Source organism: Achromobacter sp. JD-1 (assembly GCF_038594925.1).
In the GTDB taxonomy this organism is placed as follows: domain Bacteria; phylum Pseudomonadota; class Gammaproteobacteria; order Burkholderiales; family Burkholderiaceae_B; genus Achromobacter; species Achromobacter spanius_C.
Map to the genome: position 1 here is coordinate 35,731 of NZ_JBCGCS010000017.1, position 17,592 is coordinate 53,322.

17 protein-coding genes are annotated in these 17,592 nt (G+C 65.6%); 8 read left to right on the forward strand and 9 right to left on the reverse strand.

The window, feature by feature from the left end; all coding sequences use genetic code 11:
- Positions 1-2 precede the first annotated feature (2 nt).
- The 5 genes from WBR68_RS22780 to WBR68_RS22800 all read right to left on the reverse strand — a co-directional run bounded on the left by WBR68_RS22780 (position 3) and on the right by WBR68_RS22800 (position 5,309).
- Positions 3-215, reverse strand: a complete 213-nt coding sequence (locus WBR68_RS22780) for an acetyl-CoA carboxylase biotin carboxyl carrier protein subunit (protein ID WP_050445332.1) — start codon at positions 213-215, stop codon at positions 3-5.
- Positions 216-281: 66 nt separating this feature from the next.
- Positions 282-1,646, reverse strand: a complete 1,365-nt coding sequence (locus WBR68_RS22785; protein ID WP_157055328.1) for an acetyl-CoA carboxylase biotin carboxylase subunit — start codon at positions 1,644-1,646, stop codon at positions 282-284.
- Positions 1,647-1,666: 20 nt separating this feature from the next.
- Positions 1,667-3,214, reverse strand: coding sequence for an acyl-CoA carboxylase subunit beta (locus tag WBR68_RS22790; RefSeq protein WP_230695333.1), 1,548 nt, complete (start codon positions 3,212-3,214; stop codon positions 1,667-1,669).
- Between the two features lie 61 nt (positions 3,215-3,275).
- Entirely contained in the window at positions 3,276-4,256 is a 981-nt protein-coding gene (locus WBR68_RS22795) for a Bug family tripartite tricarboxylate transporter substrate binding protein (protein ID WP_230695334.1), read from the reverse strand.
- A gap of 84 nt (positions 4,257-4,340) precedes the next feature.
- Positions 4,341-5,309: a Bug family tripartite tricarboxylate transporter substrate binding protein gene (locus tag WBR68_RS22800; RefSeq protein ID WP_230695335.1), complete on the reverse strand. Its 969-nt coding sequence runs from the start codon at positions 5,307-5,309 to the stop codon at positions 4,341-4,343.
- 170 nt (positions 5,310-5,479) lie between these two features.
- Between WBR68_RS22800 and WBR68_RS22805 the strand changes: the two genes are divergently transcribed.
- From WBR68_RS22805 to WBR68_RS22815, 3 genes are all read left to right on the forward strand, one after another.
- Positions 5,480-6,934, forward strand: coding sequence for an aldehyde dehydrogenase (locus WBR68_RS22805; protein ID WP_050445328.1), 1,455 nt, complete (start codon positions 5,480-5,482; stop codon positions 6,932-6,934).
- A 75-nt stretch (positions 6,935-7,009) separates the two neighbouring features.
- Complete coding sequence (locus WBR68_RS22810; protein ID WP_342490515.1) at positions 7,010-7,912, forward strand: NAD(P)-dependent oxidoreductase; 903 nt, start codon at positions 7,010-7,012, stop codon at positions 7,910-7,912.
- A 17-nt stretch (positions 7,913-7,929) separates the two neighbouring features.
- Entirely contained in the window at positions 7,930-8,646 is a 717-nt protein-coding gene (locus WBR68_RS22815; protein WP_050445326.1) for an IclR family transcriptional regulator, read from the forward strand.
- Positions 8,647-8,661: 15 nt separating this feature from the next.
- On the opposite strand, the gene WBR68_RS22820 is transcribed toward WBR68_RS22815, so the two are convergent.
- The gene (locus tag WBR68_RS22820) at positions 8,662-9,567 is read right to left on the reverse strand and encodes a LysR substrate-binding domain-containing protein (protein WP_050445325.1); all 906 of its coding nucleotides are present in this window, start codon (positions 9,565-9,567) and stop codon (positions 8,662-8,664) included.
- 103 nt (positions 9,568-9,670) lie between these two features.
- Here WBR68_RS22820 and WBR68_RS22825 point away from each other — a divergent pair, with 103 nt between their 5' ends.
- From WBR68_RS22825 to WBR68_RS22835, 3 genes are read left to right on the forward strand one after another with little or no spacing between them, the layout of a single operon-like run.
- Positions 9,671-10,654, forward strand: a complete 984-nt coding sequence (locus tag WBR68_RS22825; protein ID WP_230695337.1) for a Bug family tripartite tricarboxylate transporter substrate binding protein — start codon at positions 9,671-9,673, stop codon at positions 10,652-10,654.
- 26 nt (positions 10,655-10,680) lie between these two features.
- Positions 10,681-11,403 carry a PIG-L deacetylase family protein gene (locus WBR68_RS22830; RefSeq protein WP_050445404.1) on the forward strand — a complete coding sequence of 241 codons (723 nt, stop codon included), beginning with the start codon at positions 10,681-10,683 and terminating at the stop codon, positions 11,401-11,403.
- Positions 11,400-12,101, forward strand: a complete 702-nt coding sequence (locus WBR68_RS22835) for a 4-carboxy-4-hydroxy-2-oxoadipate aldolase/oxaloacetate decarboxylase (protein WP_230695338.1) — start codon at positions 11,400-11,402, stop codon at positions 12,099-12,101. The genes WBR68_RS22830 and WBR68_RS22835 overlap by 4 nt, the downstream gene beginning before the upstream one ends.
- Positions 12,102-12,186: 85 nt before the next feature.
- Here the strand turns inward: WBR68_RS22835 and WBR68_RS22840 are convergent, their stop codons facing one another.
- Entirely contained in the window at positions 12,187-13,449 is a 1,263-nt protein-coding gene (locus tag WBR68_RS22840) for an alpha/beta hydrolase family protein (RefSeq protein ID WP_230695339.1), read from the reverse strand.
- Between the two features lie 244 nt (positions 13,450-13,693).
- On the opposite strand from WBR68_RS22840, the gene thiM reads away from it, so the two are divergent.
- A complete protein-coding gene (gene thiM / locus WBR68_RS22845) occupies positions 13,694-14,515 on the forward strand; it encodes a hydroxyethylthiazole kinase (RefSeq protein ID WP_230695340.1) in 822 nt (273 codons plus the stop codon).
- Between the two features lie 125 nt (positions 14,516-14,640).
- On the forward strand, positions 14,641-15,858 hold the full coding sequence (locus WBR68_RS22850) for an MFS transporter (RefSeq protein WP_050445320.1): 1,218 nt from the start codon (positions 14,641-14,643) through the stop codon (positions 15,856-15,858).
- A gap of 15 nt (positions 15,859-15,873) precedes the next feature.
- On the opposite strand, the gene WBR68_RS22855 is transcribed toward WBR68_RS22850, so the two are convergent.
- Positions 15,874-16,632 (reverse strand): iron ABC transporter ATP-binding protein, encoded by a 759-nt coding sequence (locus WBR68_RS22855; protein WP_230695341.1) that lies wholly within the window; start codon positions 16,630-16,632, stop codon positions 15,874-15,876.
- Positions 16,629-17,513, reverse strand: a complete 885-nt coding sequence (locus WBR68_RS22860; protein WP_370641270.1) for an iron chelate uptake ABC transporter family permease subunit — start codon at positions 17,511-17,513, stop codon at positions 16,629-16,631. Before WBR68_RS22860 ends, WBR68_RS22855 begins: the two co-directional genes overlap by 4 nt.
- Positions 17,514-17,592: the final 79 nt, after the last annotated feature.

The window sequence follows — 17,592 nt, forward strand, 5'->3', positions numbered from 1 at the left end:
CCTCACTCCAGCTCAACCACAATCTGGCCTTCGTCCACTTCGTCGCCCTCGCCCACCAGCACCCGCGTCACGATACCGCCGCGTTCGGCCTCGACGGGAATTTCCATCTTCATCGACTCCACCTTGATCACGCTATCGCCTGCTTCGACACGCTGGCCGTTGCGCACGCTGACGGCCACCACACGGCCCACCACGGGCGTTTCCACTTTGAACATCGTCTTCTCCTTGGATGCCGGGGCTTGAACCCCTGATGCTTAGCTTGCTTGAGTTTCTTGGCTTGATCAGGCCGCCTGCACCGCTGCGCGCGGCGTTTCCAGAATGCGGCTCACCATGCCAGTGCAGACCTCGCCCGCGCGAAACGCCGGGTCGTCCAGCACCTGCAGCATGAATGGAATGTTGGTCTTGACGCCTTCGATGCGGAACTGCGCCAGGGCGTGTTTCAACAGCGCCACGGCCTCGTCCCGCGTGGCCGCATGCGCGATCACTTTGGCCAGCATGGGGTCGTAGTGGCTGGACACGCGGCAACCTTCGGCGTAGCCCGTTTCCACGCGCACGCCGCGCAGGTCGGGCGGGGCAAACGCCCGCAGTACGCCCGGTGACGGCAGAAAACGCACGGGGTCTTCCGCATACACACGCGCTTCCAGCGCATGCCCCCGCAAGGGCGGCACCTGTGGCAGCACGCTTTCCATATGCTCGCCCGCCGCCAACCGCAACTGCGCGGCCACGATGTCGACGCCGGTCACCGCTTCCGTCACGGCATGCTCGACCTGCAAGCGGGTATTGATTTCCAGGAAGGAAAAGCCAGACTCCGGCGTATACAGCATTTCAACGGTGCCGATCACGTCATAGCCCAGGCCGGCCAACATACCTTCCAGCCGGGTCGCCATGTCTTGCACGGCGGCACGATCCAGCCCTGGCGCGGGCGCTTCTTCCAGCACTTTTTGATGACGGCGCTGGGTCGAACAATCGCGTTCGTACAGGCAACGAACCTGCCCGTGTCGGTCAGCCAGAAACTGGAATTCAATATGCCTTGGGTTACTCAGCAGCTTTTCCAGGTACAGGTCCGATCCACCAAAGCTGCGCTCTGCGATCAGCCGCGCCCGCGCCCATTCGGCGTCGACATCCTGCGGGCCATGCAGGGGAATCATGCCGATGCCGCCGCCGCCCGAGGCCGGCTTGATCAAGACCGGATAACCCAGTGCTTGCGCGGCCTGGCGCACCGCATCCAGGTCAGCGCCCAGCACCGCGCTGCTGGGCGCCATCGGCATGCCCAGCGCGGCCATGGCGTCACGCGCCTGCGTTTTGTGCCCCAGCATCCGGATCCAGCGCGGCGACGGCCCCACAAAGACCATGCCCGCCTGTTCCACGGCCTGGGCAAAGTCCGCGTTCTCGGACAGGAACCCATAGCCCGGATGCAGCGCGTCCGCGCCGGTCTCGCGCGCCACGCGCAGCAAGGTGTCACGGTTCAGATAGCTTTGCGCGGCGGGCGCGGGGCCGATCGCCACCGCCGCGTCCGCTTCACGCAGATAAGGAAGATCGCGGTCCGCCTCGGAATACACGGCAACCGATTCCAGGCCCAGCGCGCGCAGCGCTCGAATGACACGCCGGGCGACTGCCCCCCGGTTGGCAACGATGACTCGTTTCATATTGCGCTCCCGATGCGGCGTCATGGCCGATAGCCAAAGGCGCGCGAGCCGGGTTCGCGCAAGGGCATAACCACTTCCACGAACTCTTCCAGCACCTGCCGCGTGGTGGCGGGGTCGATGATGTCTTCCACGACAAAGGCTTCGGCGCTGCGAAATGGCGAGGTCAGGCCGCGCACGCGGGCTTCGATCTCGCGCATCTTGGCCTCCGGGTCTGACGCCGCTTCGATCTCGGCTTTGTAGGCCACCTCCAGCCCGCCCTCCACCGGCAAGGACCCCCACTGAGCTGATGGCCAGGCATAGCGGAAATTGAAGCGGCCCGCGCTTTGATGGCCGCCCGCCGCCACGCCAAAGGCTTTCCGCACGATGATTGAGCACCAGGGCACGGTGGACTGCGCCACGGCGGTCAAGGCGCGCACGCCGTAACGCATGGCGCCGGCCTTCTCGGCGTTCAGGCCAATTTGGAAACCCGGCACGTCCACCAGGTTCACGACAGGCAGGTGGAACGTTTCGGCCAGGTCCAGCAGGCGCGTGAACTTCTCGGCGGCGGGGCCGTCCCAGCCGCCGCCGTAGTGATAGGGGTCGCTGGCGAATACCGCCACCGGCCAGCCATCGATACGCGCCAGGCCCGTGATCACCGCCCTGCCCCAGCGCTTGCCGATTTCCATGAACGATCCCTCGTCCATCAAGGCCGATACGATGGGCCGCATCTTGTAGACGGCGCGCGGATCGCTGGGGATGGCGTTGCGCAGCCAGTCCTGGTCGCCGGCAGCGCTGCCGGGGCTTGCCGCGCGTGGCGGCAACTCATGCACCGAGCGTGGCAGATACGACAGGAAGCGGCGCGCCATGGCGAAGGCGTCCGCTTCCGAATCGGCTTCATCATCCACCACGCCATTGCGGGTATGGATGTCGCTGCCGCCCAGTTCATTCTTTTCCAGGTTCTGGCCGATGCGCGCCACGACCGGCGGCCCGGCGATGAAGAGCTGCGAGGTCTCGCGCACCATCACGGCGTAATGGCTGGCGGCCACGCGCGCCGCGCCCAGGCCCGCCACCGAGCCCAAGGCCAGCGACACCACCGGCACGGTGGCCAGATTTTGCGCCATCAGGGGCCACATGCGCAGCTTGGGCAACAAGGTGTGGCCCTTGATTTCGATATTGCGCACCGACCCGCCGCCGCCCGTGCCGTCCACCAATCGCAACAGCGGCAGGCGCAGATCATGCGCCATGCGTTCGGCCTCGACCAGCTTGTCGCCCACCGCGCCGTCGTTGGCGCCACCACGCACAGTGAAATCATCGGCGGCCACCACCACCGGTCGCCCTTCCACCTTGGCTCGGCCGATCAGCAGATTGGACGGCGTCAGGTCGGTCAGGCGTCCTTCGGAGTCGTACTCGCCGCTGCCCGTCAGCGCGCCCACTTCGCGAAACGAGTCCGCATCGACCATGGTGGCGATACGTTCGCGCACCGGCAGCTTGCCGCCTTCCCGATGCCGGCGCACCTTGGCCTCGCCGCCCATGCGCGCCGCCAACTCCTTGCGCAACGCCAGTTCTTGCAGTTCTTTATCCCAGGACACCTTGTGCTCCTCCCTGCCTGTTGCGATGGCGGCATGCGCCGCCGGTTCAGTCGATGCCGGATCAATCAATCTTGATGTTGGCGCGCTTGATCAGCGCTTCGTTCTGCTTGAGCTCGTCGGCAATCTTCTGCCGGAAAGCCTGCGGAGACTGCGTGGACGGATTGCCCTGCGCCGCCAGCCGCGCACGCACCGCGGGGTCCTTGGCCACCGCCGCAATCTCGCGGTTCAGGCGGTCCACCACTTCGGGCGGCGTGCCGGCCGGCGCAAAGATGCCCACCCAGAACGAGATGTCGAATTCCGGATAGCCCAGCTCGGCCACGGCGGGCACGTCCGGCAGGTCGTGCCAGCGCTTGGCGGTGGACACGGCCAGCGCGCGCAGCTTGCCGGCCTTGATGAGCGGCACGCCGGACAGCGTGTCGAAACCGAAGTCGACTTCCTTGGACAGCAAGCCTGCCTCCATCGGCGCCGCGCCCCGGTACGGCACATGCAGCATCTGCACATCGGACATGGCGGCAAGCTGCGCGCCGGCCAGATGCATCAGGTTGCCGTTGCCGGCCGAGCCATAGCTGATGGTGTTGGGCTTGCTCTTGGCTAGCGCAACCAGCGACTTGACGTCAGTCACGCCCGCCACGCGCGGGTTCTCGGCGTTGATGGTCAGGATGAAGGGCACCGACACCACGGTCGTTACCGGTGCGAAATCCTTCAAGGGGTCGTATTGCAGATCCTTGTAGAGCAAGGGGTTGACGGTGATGGAACTGGAATTGCTGACCAGGATGGTGTAGCCGTCCGGCTTGGCCTGCGCCACGGCGCGCGCGGCGATCATGCCGTTGGCGCCGGTCTTGTTGTCCACCACGAACGACTGCCCCATGCGGGTGGACAGCGCGTCACCGACGATGCGCGCCACGGTGTCGATGGTGCTGCCGGGGCTGAAGCCCACAACGAACTTCACTGGGGCATTGGGATAGTCCGCGGCGCTTGCCGCAATCGGCGCGGCCGTGGACAACGCGATCGCACCTGCTGCCAGCCATGTTGAAACGGTCATGATGTGTCTCCTCCGAGGTTGCCTGATGCCGTGCCCCGCGCTACATCGGCGCGGGGCTACGGACGCTTGCGTGCGCGGTTGCGCTTACTGCTGGGCGACGGCGCCAGACGCCTTGACGGCCTGGCCCCACTTCTTCTGTTCCTGCGCCATGAACGTGGCGAACGCCTGCGGTGTGCTGTTCACCACGTCGCCCCCCATGGCCTCGATGCGCGTTTGCATGGCGGGCGTGGCGACGATCTTGGATACGTCTTCATAGATGCGTTGCGCCTGGGCCTGCGGCAGCGATGCCGGCGCCAACAGGCCGAACCAGGTGGCCGCCTCGAAGCCGGGCATGCCGGCTTCCGCGAAGGTCGGCACGTCGCGCAGCGCCTGCACCCGCTTGCCGTTGGCAACGGCCAGCGCCCGCAGTTTGCCGGATTCGATCAAGGGCAAGGCCGACGTGATCGTGGCCAGCATCATCTGCACCTGCCCGCCCGCCAGGTCCGTGAAGGCCGGTGCATCGCCTCGGTACGGCACGTGCGTGATGCGCGATTGCGTGGCGATCTTGAACAGTTCACCGCTAAGGTGCTGCGCCGTGCCATTGCCGGGCGACGCGAAGTTGACCGACGCGCTGTTCTCTTTCAGGTACGCCAGAAATTCGGGCAGCGTCTTGGCCGGAATATCGGGGTTGACCACTAGCACCAGCGGCACCTTGGTCACCAAGGTGATGGGCCTGAAGTCCTTGACCGGGTCGTAGTTAAGCTTGCTGTACAGGTGGCCGCTGATGGTATGGGCGGACGTGGTCATGAAGAGCGTGTAGCCATCGCCCTTGGCGCGCGCTACCGAACTGGCGCCGATGGTGGTGCCCGCGCCCGCGCGGTTTTCCACGATGACGCTCTGGCCCCAGGCCTGCGTAAGTTTTTCGGCCACGGCGCGCGCCACCACGTCGGTGGCCCCGCCCGCGGGGTACGGCACCACCATCGTCACGGGTTTGGAGGGATAGGAATCGGCGACTGCCGTTCCCGTGAACAGCGCCGTGGCACATGCCAGGGCGCACAACCAATTGCGTTGCATCGAGAGGTCTCCTCTTGTCATCGAATGACGGTTTGTATATTCTTATCGTTCCAGTAGACAGAACGCTTATTCTATTTTATATTTTTTCGCACGAAGCCTGTCAACGAATAAATGCATCCGGACGGCGCACGGCCGGTCCGGAATTTCCATCAAGAGAGGAACAACCCGTCATGTCCGAATCCTCGGAAACCCTTAAATCCATGCTGATTGGCGGTGAATGGATCGCCCAGGGCGATGCCGCATTCGCGTCGGTCAACCCGGCCACCGGCGCCCACAACTACCTGATCAGCGCGGCCTCCGATGCGCAGGTGGACCAAGCCGTGGAAGCGGCCTGGCAAGCCCAGCGCCAGCCCGCATGGCGCGACATGCTGCCGCACCAGCGCGCGGCGATCCTGCGCCGCATTGCCGACGGCATGGAACAACACGCGGACCTGCTGGCGCGTTTGCAGATGATTGAAAACGGCAAGGTCTGGGCCGAATGCAAGACGCAGGTGGCCAGCGCCGCGGCCACCTTTCGCTACTACGCGGGCGTGTGCGAAACCTTGGGCGCTGAAGTCACGCCAGCGCGTGGCAACTACCTGTCCATGACGCACTACGACCCGTATGGCGTGGTGGTGGCGATCACGCCGTGGAATTCACCGCTGACGATGGAAGCGCAGAAGGTGGCCCCCGCGCTCGCGGCCGGCAACGCCGTCATCCTCAAACCTTCCGAAGTGACGTCCTCGCCCGCGCTGGCGCTGGGCCGCATCGCCCTGGAAGCGGGCTTGCCGCCGGGCATTCTCAACGTGGTCACGGGCCTGGGGTCCACGGTGGGCCGCCGCCTGGTCGAACATCCCGGCGTGCGCATGGTGTCGTTCACGGGCGGCACCGCCAGCGGCCGGGCCATTGCCCACGCCGCCGCCGAAAAGCTGATGCCGGTGGCGCTGGAGCTGGGCGGCAAGTCGCCGCACATCGTGTTTGATGACGCCGATCAAGACGCCGCGATAGCCGGCGTAATCGGCGGCATTTTCGAAGGCAGCGGGCAGTCTTGCGTGGCGGGTTCGCGCTTGTATGTTCATCGGAGCATCGCGGAATCCTTCATCGCGAAACTGGTGGCGCGCGCAGGCCAACTGAAGGTGGACCTGCCCGATGCCGCTGGCGCGCAGATGGGTCCGATCGCATCATTTGCCCATCGCGAAAAGATCGAAGGCATGGTCGACGCCGCCAAGCGCGATGGCGCAGAAGTGCTGCTGGGCGGACAGCGACCGGACGGCGCCGCGCTTGAAGCCGGCGCGTTCTACCGCCCCACCATCCTGGGCGGACTGGCGCGCGACGCGCACGTGGTGCGCGAAGAAATCTTTGGCCCCGTGCTGTGCGCGCTGACCTTCGACGACGAAGACGATCTGGTCGAGCAGGCCAACGACAGCGTCTACGGTCTGGCCTCCGGCATCTGGACGGCGGACTACCGCCGCGCCTGGCGCGTGGCCAAGCGCCTGGAAGCAGGCAGCGTCTGGATCAACACCTACAAGCAGCTTTCCATTTCCACGCCTTTCGGCGGCTTCAAGCAAAGCGGCATTGGCCGCGAAAAAGGCGTGAGCGGGCTGCGCCTGTACCAGCAATCCAAGGGCATCTACTTCGGCATGTAGGCCGAGCCGAATTTCGCTTTCTTTCTTCATTTTTCTTTCAGGGCCGCGACGACGGCCTCCCCTTCTTCGGAGACTATCCACATGTCTGAATTTCAACGAGCCGGCTTCATCGGCCTGGGCGTCATGGGCGAACCCATCTGCCGCAACCTGGCCACCAAGGGCGGGCTGCCCGTGCTGGGCTGCGATACCGACCCCGCGCCCTTGCAGCGCCTGGCTTCGCATGGCGTGGTAGCCGCGACCACCACGCAGATCATGCGCGAATGCGACGTGGTGTTCCTGTCGTTGCCATCCGGCGAAATCGTGGCGCAGCTTGCGCGCGCGGCGGATGGTTTGCTGGCCCATGCGCGCCAGGGCCAATTGATCGTGGACCTGAGCACCTCGCCGGTGGACGTCACCCGCGAACTGGCCGCCGAGTTCGCAGCCAAAGGGGCGATCTTCATGGACGGCCCCGTCGCCCGCACGCGCGCCGCCGCCGAAGCCGGCACGCTGTCCGTCATGATCGGCGGAGACGCAGAGACGTTCGCGCGCATCAAGCCGCTGGTGTCCACGTTCGCCAACGAGATCACCTATTGCGGCCCGGTGGGCAGCGGCCAGGTCGTGAAGATCCTGAACAACATGGTGTTGTTCGAGACCGTGGTGGCGCTGTCGGAAGCGCGCGCCATCGCACGCCGTTCGGGCGTGGATCCGCAGGTATTGCTGGAGACCTTCACACGCGGTTCGGCCGATAGCTTCGCGTTGCGCAACCACGGCTTAAAGGCTATTCTGCCCGGTGAATTTCCCGAAAAAGCCTTCCCCGTGGACTATGCCCGCAAAGACCTGCGCTACGCGCTGGCACTGGCGGAACAGACCGGCGTAGAGGCACTGGGCGCCCGCAACGTAGACCACTGGTTTGACGCCGCGATGGCCCAGGGCCATGGCAACCGCTATTTCCCGGTCATCAGCCGGGTCATTGATCCGGACCCGGGAACCACCGCCTAATCATCCCTATCATTCCAATGAGCCGTACCCCTACTCAGGACAATTCCAGTGACGGCGTCGCCGCCGTCGAACGCGCCCTGACGATCGTCGGCGCCGTGGCCGAACGCACCGAGCCCATCACGCTTGCCGACCTTTCCCGAGCCACGGGGTTTTACAAGAGCACGCTCTTGCGGCTCATCGCCTCGCTTGAAAAAGCAGCCCTGGTGGTGCGCCGCGCCGACGGCCGTTATTCATTGGGGCCTTACGCCCACCACCTGGGGCGCGCCTACGAAGCCACCTACCGGCTGACGGAAACCATTCTGCCGCTGCTGCAAGGCCTGGTCGACAAGGGCACGGAAAGCGCGTCGTTCCACGTCTATCACGACGCGCATTCCCGCGTGTGCGTGCTGCGCGTCGATTCGCACCATTCCACCCTGGACCGCATTCGCGTAGGCGATTTGCTGCCGCTGGACAAGGGCGCCGCCGGCAAGCTGCTGACGGCCTATCTGGTCGAAGGCAAGTCGCCCGCCGAAGTGGGCCTGATGCTGACATCCATGGGCGAACGCGACCCGAACTGCGCCGCGGTGGCCAGCCCGGTGTTCGGCCCGGACGGCGACATCTGCGGAGCCATCTCGTTGTCGGGTCCCAAGGAACGCTACTCGCCCGCCGCCGTCAAGAAGATGGCCAAGCTGGTGCAGGAAGCCGCGGCCGACGCCACACGGTCCCTGGGCGGACGCTGGCCGTCAGCAAAATAAAAAGCAGCGCGGTCCCTACACCGCCGTCCCCGCGTTTGGCCTGACCACGTCCACAAACCGTTGCAGCAACGGGGCGGCGTCATCGCGCCGGTACGCCAGCAGCAGGCGGCTGGTGGCGTCGGGCGTATCCAGGCTGCGATACACCACGCCGGGAATGCCGGTGCGCGCATAGGTGTCGGGCAGCACCGAAATGCCCATGCCGGCCGCCACCAGGCCGACGATCGTTGCGCCTTCACGAGCCTCTTGCATCAGGCGCGGCGCAAAGCCCGCGCGGCTGGCCAGCACCATCACGTGTTCGAACAAACCGCAGCCCAGGCCACGCGGAAACAGGATGAAGGGCTCGTCGGCCAGCGCCGCCATCGGCAAGGGGCTTTGCGTGGCGGCCAGCGCATGCCAAGCGGGCAGCACCGCCACCAGACGGTCGGTCCACAAGTCCAGCGTCTGGATGTTGGGCGGCGGGCAAAACAGCAGCGACGGGCGCAAGAAGCCCACGTCGATGCTCTTGTCGGCCAAGGCTTGAAGCTGCTGCCCGGTGGACATATGGATCAGGTCGGCGCGGGCGGCGGGATGGCTGCTGCGAAACGTCTGCACCACGCGCGGGAACGCTTCGGCCATGGGCACCGAGGCCGTGAACGCAATGCGTATTTCACCGGCCTCGCCTTGAGAAGCCAGCCGCACCACTTCGGCGGCACGGTCCAGATTACCCAGCGCGCGGCGCGCCTGTTCCAGGAACAAGGCACCCGCCGTGGTCAGGGCGACGTTGCGTTTATCGCGTTCCAATAGCACCGCGCCCAATTCGGTTTCCAGGGCCTTGATCTGCAGGCTCAGCGGCGGTTGGCTTACGTGCAAGCGCCGCGCGGCGGCGCTGAAGCTCAGCTCCTCGGCCACGGCAACAAAATAGCGAAGTTGGCGGAAGTCCAATTTATTTGAAAACCAAATAAGTCGTTGGCGGAAAAAGTATTGGACGATATTAGTCGCGCCCAAGCACCATGTCGACACGAGAACAAGCACACAGGAGACATTGATGCAGAAGACTTACCTCGCCCGTTTTGGCGTAACGCTGGGTTTGGTTGCCGGGCTGGTGGCGCCCTTGGGCGCGTATGCCGCCGACACCTATCCCGACAAGCCGATACGCATCGTGGTGCCGTATGCGGCGGGCGGTGGCGTGGACATCGTGACGCGGCTGATCACGCAGAAAATGTCCGAAGAACTCAAGCAGCCGGTCATCGTGGACAACCGCCCCGGGGCCGCCACCAACATCGGCATGGAACATGTGGCGCGCGCCGAGCCGGACGGCTACACGTTGCTGACTGCGTCGAACACGCTGGCCAGCAATGCCGCCCTGTTCCCGAAACTGAACTTCAATCCCGCCAAGGACTTCGCCCCCATCGGCGCCATCGGCTTCGCGCCGCTGGTCGTGGTGGTGCGCAGCGACGCCAGCGCCAAGACCTTGAAGGACCTGGTGGCGCAAGGCCGCGCCAATCCCGACAAGCTGACCTATGGCTCGGCGGGCAACGGCAGCTCGGGCCACTTGGGTAGCGAACTGCTCAAGTCAGAGGGCGGCTTCAAGGCGCTGCACATTCCGTACAAGGGCGGCTCGCCCGCCGTCACCGACCTGTTGGGCGGCCGGCTGTCCTTCATGTCGATCAATCCGCTGGAAGTGGCCTCGCACGTCAAGGCCGGCAAGCTGCGCGCCCTGGCCGTGCTGAACCCGCATCCGGCCAAACTGCTGCCGGATGTGCCCACCGCCGCATCGCAAGGCCTGTCGGGCGCGGATGCCACCGTGTGGTGGGGCTTGGTCGGCCCGGCCGGCATGCCCGAGCCCGTGGTGAACCGTTTGAACAAGGCATTGCAGGCCGCGTTGGCCGACCCGGCCTTCCAGCAACGCATGAGCGAAATCGGCGCCGAGGTCACGCCGGGCAGCGCCGCGGACTTTGGCCGCTTCGTGGCCGATGAATCGGTGAAGTGGACCAAGGTGATCCGCGCAGCCGGCATCAGCGCGGATTGAATGGTCTTTATATTCAGGAAGAAAGCATGAGCAGCACAACTCAAAACGGCCTGATCGTCAGCGCCCATTCGGCGGACTTCGTCTGGCGCGCGGGCGGCGCCATTGCGCTATATGCGCAGCGCGGCTTCAACATGACCGTGGTGTGCCTGTCGTTTGGCGAACGCGGCGAATCGGCCAAGCTCTGGCGCGAGCCAGGCATGACGCTGGAAAAGGTCAAGGCGGCGCGGCGCGAAGAAGCCACGCGCGCCGCATCGATATTGGGCGCGTCGGTGCGCTTTCTGGATTGCGGCGATTACCCGCTGCGCGTCAGCGACGACGCCTTGTTTCAGTTGGCCGACATCTATCGTGAACTGCGGCCGGCCTTCGTGCTGACGCATTCGCTGAAAGACCCCTACAACTTCGACCACCCGCTGGCGACCCATGTGGCGCAGGAAGCGCGCATCATCGCCCAGGCGCACGGGCATCAACCGGGCCAGCCCGTGCTGGGCGCGCCGCCCGTGTTCCTGTTCGAGCCGCATCAGCCCGAGCAATGCGAGTGGAAGCCCGAGGTGCTGCTGGACATTTCATCGGTGTGGGACGTGAAGCGTCGCGCCTTTGAGACCATGGCCGCGCAGGAACACTTGTGGGAGTACTACACGCGCGTGGCCTTGCAGCGTGGCGTGCAGGCATCGCGCAATTCCGACCTGAAGATCACGCATGCCGAGGGCTATCAGCGGATATTCCCGCAGGTGACGGGAGCCTTCGCATGAGCGCGCGCGCCATCGCCGTGCGGAACATTGCCCGTGCCGAGCCCGCCGTGATTGATCGCCTGCAAGCGGCCGGCGTGTCCACCGTGCATGAAGCCCTGGGCCGTTCAGGCTTGTTGCAGCCTTATCTGCGTCCCGTCTGGCGCGGCGCGGCGATTGCGGGTAGCGCCGTCACCGTGTTGGCCCAACCGGGCGATAACTGGATGCTGCACGTGGCGGTGGAGCTGTGCCAACCGGGCGACGTGCTGGTCGTGGCCTGCACCACCGAGAATCACGACGGCATGTTTGGCGAACTGCTGGCCACGTCCTGCGCCGCGCGCGGCGTGCGCGGGCTGGTCATCGATGCCGGCTGCCGCGACGTGATGGCCTTGGAAGCCATGCGTTTTCCGGTCTGGTCGCGCGCGGTCTCCGCCAAGGGCACCGTGAAGGCCACGCCGGGCAGCGTCAACGTGCCGGTGGTGTGCGCCGGCGCGCTGGTGCGGCCGGGCGACATCATCGTGGCCGATCAAGATGGCGTGGTGGTGGTGGAACGCCAGCACGCCTTGTCGGTGGCGGATGCCAGCGAGGCGCGGCTGAAGAAAGAAGACGCCACGCGCGCCAGGCTGGCCGCGGGTGAGCTGGGCCTGGACATCTACGGCATGCGCGACAAGCTGCGCGCGGCGGGGCTGGTGTATGTGGATGGGCCGGATCAGGTCGAATAGCGGGGACGCCCCGGCCGCCAGAGCCGGGGGGGGGTTACAGCGGAAGACACACCCGGGAGTCACACCGGGGAGTCACACCCGGAAATCACATCGCGTCAAACCAGGATTTCCATTGAGGCACGGCGTGCGCGTACGTGCCTCGGTGCGTGGTGGCGCCGGTTGAAATCGCTTCCACCTTGGCGTTGCCCGCCCCCATGGCGTGCTGATAGGTGGCCGCCAACTGGCCCAAACCCGTGCTGATGGCTTCGTCGGTATCGCCGTAGTAGTTGCGCACCGGCGTCTGGATGACCCAACGGTATGACTGCGCCTGGGCAACCAGGCGGCCATAGGCGGATGCGGCAAAGAACTTCGGGTTGAAGTATTCGGCCTTGATCAGCTTGCGCACATCGGTCGGCACGTCGGCGGCGTTGAACGGTTCACGCGCATAAGCCTTGCGCGACACCTCGTAATACGCCGGGTTGATCAGCGAACGCGCCAGGCCCGGTTCGCCGTAGTAGTTCTCGAACGAGAACGACGACAGGATGAACAGGCTGGTCACCCAGGTGGCGTCATTGGGGCGCGGGAACTGCAAGAACCCGTTCAGCGCCACGAATACATCAACCGGCGCGCTGGCCGTGGCGGTGGCCTGCACCGCCACGCCGGCCGCTTCCAGTTTTTCCAGAAAGGCCATCGTCACGAAACCGCCCTGCGACCATCCCGCCAGGAACAGCTTGTTGCTGCTGCGTTTCAGGGCGGCCAGCACGGCGCGGGCGGCAAGCAGCATGTCGTAGCTGGCTTGTTGATGGCTGCCCTTGACCATATAGCCTTCGGGCTCGGTCGAGTCGCCCAGCCCGAAGTAATCAGCGCCGATCACCGCGTAGCCCTGCCCCGCGAATTGGGCAATCATCAGCTGCGTTTCTGGCGACTGTTCGGGGTACGAGGGCACCTCGTGTTTGCCGTACACCGTGCCATGCTGGTAGGACACCATCGGCAATGCGGTCTGGGCCGTGTCCGGCACGGCGACGAGGCCGGTGGCCACCGTCGGCAGGTTGCCGCGTTCAGGGATGACCGACGCGTAGCTGACGCGGTACAGGTTCACCGCGTTACGCGCGGGCGTATAAGTGGCGCGCGTGCCGGCGAAATTCGGCGTGTCGGTTTGCAGGATGCGGTTGAGGCGTTCGGTGTCCCAGCGCGCAAGGAATTCGTAGCGCACGCCCGAGGCCAGCACGGCGCCTTCCGTGATCTGCGCCTTGGCCCCAGGCTCGGTCGCCTGCGCGGGCCCGCCCCAACCGCTTGCCAGGGCAAGCCCCACCGTCATGCAAAGGCTTGCCGCCAAACCACTGGCTCGGCTGCGTAAGACATGGCCCATTTGAATCACCCCTTGGTGCTATCGACCTGACGCGCAAAGATGGCGCGCCGCATTTACTTCGTTTTTCGAGGCGCGATTGTACTGTGGGCGCCCTTGGAAAATGAGGGCTGATCCGATCGGTCATTGGCAGCTTTGCTTGACAGCTTTGCTTGACAGCTTTGCTTGGCAGCTCTGCTTGACAGCCCTGCTTGCGGCGCAAGAACATACGCCGATCTATCGAAACGCGTTGCAAGGACCTTCTGGCATGGCTGAATCCCCGAACGACACCGCCGCCCTGGCGCGGACGTGCCAAAGCCTGTACGCCACGCTGCGGCAAGACGCGCCGCTGGTGCAATGCCTGACCAATTTCGTGTCCATGAACATCGCGGCCAACGTACTGCTGGCGATGGGTGCGTCGCCCGCGATGGTGCACGCCACCGACGAAGCGCCGGAATTCGCGCGCATGGCCGGCGCGGTGGTCATCAACATCGGCACCCTGTCCACGCCGTGGCTGGAAAGCATGCTGCTGACCGCCGCGGCCGCGCGGCAGGCTGGCATTCCCTGGGTGCTGGACCCCGTGGCCCATCACGCCACCGCCTTTCGGCGCGACGCCGTGCGGCAATTGTTGGCCTTGCAGCCGAGCATCGTGCGCGGTAACGCATCCGAGATCATTGCGTTGGCGGGTGGCCAAAGCGCCGGCAAGGGCGTGGACGCGCGTGACGCCGTGGCGCAGGCGGAACAATCGGCCCGCGACATTGCCCTCGCGCATCGCACCGTGGTGGCCGTAACCGGCGAAACCGATTACGTCACCGATGGCAAGCGATCGGTGCGCATTACCGGCGGGTGTGCGCTGATGCCCCGCGTGACCGCCACCGGCTGCGCGCTGACGGCCCTGGTCGGCGCTTTTGCAGCGGTATCCAAAGACGATCCGTACACGGCGGCGGTTGCCGCCCTGTCCTGCTTTGCCATCGCCGGGCGGCGCGCGGGTGAACTGGCCGACGGCCCGGGCTCATTCGCCTGGCGTTTCCTGGATGCGCTGGCGGCCCTGGAAGCCAACTGCCTGACACGGGAATCGCCGCTGCGCTGAATTCGGGTTGCGGCAGGCATGGGGATGTCACCCATCTGGCCGCCGACATCTTGATGACAGCTTGGGCTGCTTACAATAGCGCTGTTGCGTCGCAACATTCCTCGAATCACCCCTAGCCCTCCCCCATGTCTCACCCTGTTTCCCCGCAGCACCGGCCCGCGCTGGTGCTGCTTGCCCTTGCTGTCGGCAGCTTCGCCATCGGAACCACCGAGTTCGCCACGATGAGCCTGCTGCCTTATTTTTCGCAGTCGCTGGGCATCGACGCGCCCACGGCCGGCCACGTCATCAGCGCCTATGCGCTGGGCGTGGTGGTCGGCGCGCCGATCCTGGCCGTGCTGGGCGCGAAGATGCCGCGCCGCCGCCTGCTGATCGCCCTGATGGGGCTGTTCGCCGTGGGCAACGGCCTGAGCGCCATCGCGCCCGACTATCACTGGATGTTGTTCTTCCGCTTTCTTAGCGGGCTGCCCCACGGCGCGTACTTCGGCATTGCGTCGCTGGTGGCCAGTTCGCTGGTGCCGGCCAACCGCCGCACCATGGCCGTGGGCCGCGTGTTCCTGGGCCTGACGGTCGCCACCATCATCGGCGTGCCCATGGCCAACTGGCTGGGCCAGGTGGTCGGCTGGCGCTGGAGCTTCGGCCTGGTATCGCTATTGGCGGTGCTGACCATGATCAGCGTGGCCGTTTACGCCCCCGACACGCCCGCCGACCACAAGGCCAGCCCGCTGCGCGAGCTAAGCGCGCTGGGCCGGGGCCAGGTCTGGATCACGCTGGCGATCGGCGCGGTGGGTTTTGGTGGTTTGTTCTCGGTGTACACGTACCTGGCCGACACGCTTACCGCCGTTACGCAAGTTGCGCCCAGCACCGTGCCCTTCGTGCTCAGCGCGTTTGGCGTGGGGCTGACGGTGGGCAACATGGTGGTGCCGATCTTCGCGGACCGCGCCGTGATGCGCACGGCGGGCTTGCTGCTGGTGTGGTCGGCTGTCGTGCTGGCGTTGTTTCCCCTGATGGCGCACAACGTCTGGCTGATCACGCTGAACGTCTTCCTGGTAGGCGTGGGCGGCGCGCTGGGCACCGTGCTGCAAACCCGCTTGATGGATGTGGCGGGTGATGCCCAGGGCTTGGCCGCCGCGCTGAACCATTCCGCCTTCAACACCGCCAATGCGCTAGGCCCCTTGCTGGGCGGCCTGGCGATTGCCGCTGGCTACGGCTGGACGTCCACTGGCTGGGTGGGCAGCCTGCTGGCCCTGGGCAGCATGCCCTTGTGGCTGTGGGCCGTGATGCTGGAGCGGCGCCACCGCGCCGCGCGCCAGGCTCAACTGGTCGCCAGCACGGAATCGGCATAACAGGCCCGACCCTGCCTAGCGGTAATACACGCAGATGCGCTTGCCGCCGATGTCATGCACATCGATCGGCAGTTCATACAGGGGGCTCAGCACCTCGGGCCGGATCAGTTCCGCCGGGGTGCCCTGGTGGGCCACGCGGCCCTGGCGCATCGCCACGATGCGGTCCGCATAGCTGGACGCAAAATTGATATCGTGCAGCACCAGCACCACGGTCTTGCCCAGCTCATCCGCCGCGCGGCGCAAGGTGCCCATCATGGCCACCGCGTGCTTCATGTCCAGGCTGTTCAAGGGCTCGTCCAGCAACACGTAGCGCGTGTCCTGGCACAGCACCATCGCCACAAAGGCGCGCTGACGCTGTCCGCCCGACATCTCGTCCAGGTAGCGGTCCGCCAGCGGTTCCAGGTTCAGGTACGCAAGCGCGCGGTCGATGTGGACCTTGTCGTCCAGCGTCAGCCGGCCGCCCGTGTGCGGATAGCGGCCGAACGCCACCAGGTCCCTGACGGTCAGGCGCAGCGGCAGGTGGTTGTCTTGCCGCAGGATGGCCAGGCGACGCGCCAGCTCGCGGCTGTCCGCGCGGGTCACGTCCAGCCCGTCCACCAGGATCTGCCCGGCGGACACGGGCAGCAGGCGGCTCACCATGGAAAGCAAGGTGGACTTGCCCGCGCCGTTGGGGCCGATGATGGCGGTTACGCCCTGGGCCGGCAGTTGCAGGGTGACGTCGTCCACCACCACGCTATCGCCGTATTGCTTGCTGACTTCTGCGATGTCTATCATCGGCGCCCCTTGCGCAAGATCAGGGCAAGGAACATCACCCCGCCCACGAATTCAATGACCACGCTGACGGTGGTATTCAAGCCCAGCACGCGCTCCAGCAAGGTCTGGCCGCCCACCAGGAAGATGACGCCCAGCAGCGTCGCGGCGGGCACGGTGTACTTGTGCTTGTCGGACCCCATGGCCTGGTAGGCCAGGTTGCTGACCAAGAGGCCGAAGAACGTCACCGGCCCGACCAGCGCCGTGGATACCGACACCAGCACCGCTATCGCCGCCAGCGTCAGCATCAGGCTGCGGCGATAGTCCACGCCCAGGTTCACGGCAATGTCGCGCCCCAGCGCCAGCACGTCGTAGCGATGGCGCAAGCGCCACACCACCAGCGTCGCCACGCAGACGGCGGCCAGCGCAATCGGCAAGAGCGACACGCGCACCGTATTGAAGCTGGCGAACATGCGGTCTTGCAGCACCAGGAATTCGTTGGGGTCGATCAGGCGCACCACGAAATTGGACAAGCTGCGAAACAGCAGTCCGAAGACAATGCCCACCAGCATCATCAGGTGCAGGCTGCGCACCGCATCCGAAAACAGCCAGCGAAACAGCAGGCAGGCAAACGCGGTCATCGCGCAGACTTCCAGCAGGAACGCAGCCACGGGATGCTCGGCCGCAACCGCCGCCTGGCCGAAGCCGAACACCACCACCGCCTGGATCAACAGGTACAGCGCGTCAAAGCCCATGATGGCGGGCGTCAGGATGCGGTTGTGCGTGACGGTCTGGAACAACACCGACGACACCGCCACGGCGTACGCCACCAGCAGCATCGCAAGCAGCTTGCCGCCACGAAACGGAATCACGAACGACCACTGACCGTTGGCGCCCAAGGTCATGAACGCGATCACGCAAAGCAGCGCGGCGGCGGCCAGCCAGAGCAGGCGCGCGGGTTGCGGTGCGCGTGCAACAACGCGG